The sequence below is a fragment of the uncultured Brachyspira sp. genome, from assembly GCF_944393015.1.
Taxonomy (GTDB): Bacteria; Spirochaetota; Brachyspiria; order Brachyspirales; family Brachyspiraceae; genus Brachyspira.
In genome coordinates this window covers 1-3164 of the sequence record NZ_CALXYQ010000098.1, presented here as the reverse complement: position 1 = coordinate 3164, position 3164 = coordinate 1, and the positions used below count along the sequence as shown (strand labels likewise).

The window sequence follows — 3164 nt, the reverse complement described above, 5'->3', positions numbered from 1 at the left end:
TGTGGGCTTGTACAAGAAAATCTAATGAATCATTTGTTAAATTTCTAGTAGAAAAAGGAGCCGATGTAAATATAGAAAATGACTATGGAGATACTGCTTTAGATATAGCAGAGAATCTTGAACTTAGAGAAATTGCAGATATTCTAAAAGAAGCTCAAAGAAATGGAAAGTAAATTTTATATTTAAATAAATTAAAATCTTCATTATAAAATTTATATATACCTAAACAACTACATTTTGTCAATTTTAGTTTTTTTATTTTATTGTTTGTGGGGACTAGCCCCACCGCTCTGCGTACTTCGTAACACCCCCACTTCTTTTGTTGCCACAAAGAAGCTATATCCTCGACAATCTCGGATACGCTTCGCGAAAGGCTATATTTAGGCTTTAATTTAATAAACTATATTACATTAAGACAATTTTAGTATGATTTAGTACTAATTTTTTACACTTGCACTTTCGCGAAGCGTGCCTACGGCAGCAACTTTGGCGAAGCCCGCAGAGCGTAAGCGGCGGGAAAAAGTTGAATAAAAAAATGACAAACTTAAAAATTTTTTAGTATATATCAAGTTCGCCAAAAGCATACAGGGGCACTTTATATATATTTTTACGAGTAATTTTTTTTTACATATAGATGATAATAAAAAATTTGTTTGTAATAATCTATTAACATTCTCGTAAATATAATCTGCTTACAAATATTTTTATAATTTATTTTATATAATAAAAAATTATAATATTACCAATTTGATATATTAAAATCTTCATCTTGAATTTTAATAATAGTATGTAATCTAAGCCAATTGCAAAATTCTTTCAAATCTTTTTCTATATTTGCAGGATGCATAGTTATCTCAAGTAAAATATATTCATCGTCCAAGAATAAGCGTATATCAAAATATAAGTCATTAAATTGTTTGTCTTCTTTAAGCCAAAATTCATCATTTGTATGATATATAAAAGTATTTAAAGACATAATTTTTTGTTTAATTTTATCTTTGTTTGAATAATACCAATCTATGTTTTCAAATATAATATAAAATTCTGCCGACATGTTTTATAAAAATTATAGTGAAATTATATAAAAATCAATAAAAAATTAATTATCTATTATATAAATACATCATAGCAGTAAGCACGGAACCGCCTAAATTTCTAGCCTTATCAGAAATAGTAAAGCAATTATCATATTCAGATTTTCTAGGATCAATATCAGCTATTTTCAAACCCTTATGAACTTTAAAACCATCTCTTATAATGCCTCTTAAAAGACCATCAAAAGTAGCAAGCACTTCTATTTTTTCATTGTTGTTATTTATGTATGCTATAACTTCTTTTTCTTTGACAAAGTCGCCTATATTTTTTACATTTTCAATAATACCGTCAGAACTTGCATGTATTACTCTTTCAGCTTCTTTACCGCCTATATTACCAGGAATTCCTGTATTAGGTATAGCCTCTCCTTCTAAATACATTCTTCCAAGATTATGACCTCGCATAGTTTCTATAACAATGTCGCAGTCTTTACCAGCAGTAAAACCGGGACCTAATGCTATAGTATATTTAGCCATAGATTTATTAGTACCAAGATTTTTTTTAGCTATTATAGCATCAATTAAAAACGTTGGTTTTATCTTTTTTAGTATATCACAATTAGGATCTATAAGAATAGGAATCTTTTTATAATTTTGATTTGCAATTATATTAAGAGCTTCTTCATAGCTTTTTACCAATACAGATTCAATATCCTCAACTTTACTTTCACCATCATAAACAGCTTCGGATAATGCAACCCTTCTTCTAATAGAAGAGGGGTATTGTGTTTCCAATACAATGACTTTGAAATGAGCCTTATATAATGAATACACAATACCTGTAGCTAAATCACCAGCTCCTCTTACAATTACAAGTTCATCATTAAATAAACTCATAATAAATAAAATAAATTATCTTGAATAAGGAGTATTTTTAAGTGGCAGTTCTGTTTGGAACTCACCGTTAAACTTATAATAAGCCAAAGCAACAGCAGGAGCAGTAGGTATACTAGAAATCTCTCCTATACCAGTAGCACCGTAACCATAAGGAACACCAGGTTTTTCTATAATAATAGATTCAACATCTGGAGTTTTATCAGCTCTGAATAATCCTAAAGTACCGAATTTCACTTTAGGAACACAATCTTCAAGCGGGAATTTTTCTGTCAAAGCATAGCCTAAAGACATAACAACACCGCCTTCAATTTGTCCTTCCAAAGCTATAGGGTTAATAGCCTTTCCTATATCATGAGCAGCAACTATTTTATTTATAGTACCGTCATCATTAAGTATACATACTTGTGTAGCATAACTGTATGCAACGTGAGAAACAGGGTGAGGTTTATCAACGCCCATTTTATCTGTAATAGTTAACCATTCGCCGTAATATTCTTTTCCTTCTAAATCTTTTAATGTTTTACCAGCTAAATCTTTCTTAAGGTCTTCACAAGCTCTCTTACAAGCCTCACCTGTAATAAGTGTTTGTCTTGAACCTGAAGTAGTACCGGAGTCAGGAGAAGTTGCAGTATTAGGCTGATTAATGATTATTTCATCATCATTCAAATCAAGAGTTTCACCTACTATTTGATAAAGAACAGTAGCAATACCCTGTCCAATACAAGAAGCAGCAGAGTATACATTAACTTTTCCGTCTTTTACTACCAAACGAACTCTTCCTGTATCAGGCAAACCAACACCTACACCAGAGTTTTTCAAAGAACAAGCTATACCAACATTTTTATTATTATAATAAATGTCTTTAACAGCTTCCAATGTTTCAACAAGTCCTGTAGCCTCATCAGCTATCTGATAGTTAGGAAGTACTTGACCAGGACGTATAGCATTTCTATATCTTATTTCCCAAGGATCTAAACCGCACATTTCAGCAAGCAAGTTTATATTCATTTCAGTAGCAAAACAAGACTGAGGTACGCCGAATCCTCTGAATGGTCCAGTTGGAGGGTTATTAGTATAGAAAGATTTACCCTCTATATCTATAACTTGATAATTATAAGGACCAGCCGCATGTGTACAAGCTCTTTGAAGTACAGGACCGGATAATGAAGCATAAGCACCGGCATCTGTAATTAAAGTAGCTTTCATAGCTGTAAGTATACCGTTTTCATCACA

General features: G+C 31.3%; 4 protein-coding genes. 1 reads left to right on the top strand and 3 read right to left on the bottom strand.

Annotated elements, in window-relative coordinates; all coding sequences use genetic code 11:
* Positions 1-173, top strand: a 173-nt coding sequence (locus Q0K19_RS15030; protein WP_297249392.1) for an ankyrin repeat domain-containing protein, incomplete at its 5' end; no start/stop codon positions are given.
* Between the two features lie 566 nt (positions 174-739).
* On the opposite strand, the gene Q0K19_RS15025 is transcribed toward Q0K19_RS15030, so the two are convergent.
* The 3 genes from Q0K19_RS15025 to Q0K19_RS15015 form a co-directional block, all read right to left on the bottom strand.
* On the bottom strand, positions 740-976 hold the full coding sequence (locus tag Q0K19_RS15025) for a hypothetical protein (protein WP_297249390.1): 237 nt from the start codon (positions 974-976) through the stop codon (positions 740-742).
* A 127-nt stretch (positions 977-1103) separates the two neighbouring features.
* On the bottom strand, positions 1104-1931 hold the full coding sequence (gene yqeB, locus Q0K19_RS15020) for a selenium-dependent molybdenum cofactor biosynthesis protein YqeB (RefSeq protein WP_297249388.1): 828 nt from the start codon (positions 1929-1931) through the stop codon (positions 1104-1106).
* Positions 1932-1946: 15 nt separating this feature from the next.
* Positions 1947-3164, bottom strand: a 1218-nt coding sequence (locus Q0K19_RS15015) for a molybdopterin cofactor-binding domain-containing protein (protein WP_297249386.1), incomplete at its 5' end; no start/stop codon positions are given.

Bases quoted from the DNA above. Each gene is read 5' to 3' on its own strand.
- Q0K19_RS15025 (WP_297249390.1), bottom strand. From the start codon at position 976: ATGTCTTTAAATACTTTTATATATCATACAAATGATGAATTTTGGCTT.
- yqeB (WP_297249388.1), bottom strand. From the start codon at position 1,931: ATGAGTTTATTTAATGATGAACTTGTAATTGTAAGAGGAGCTGGTGAT.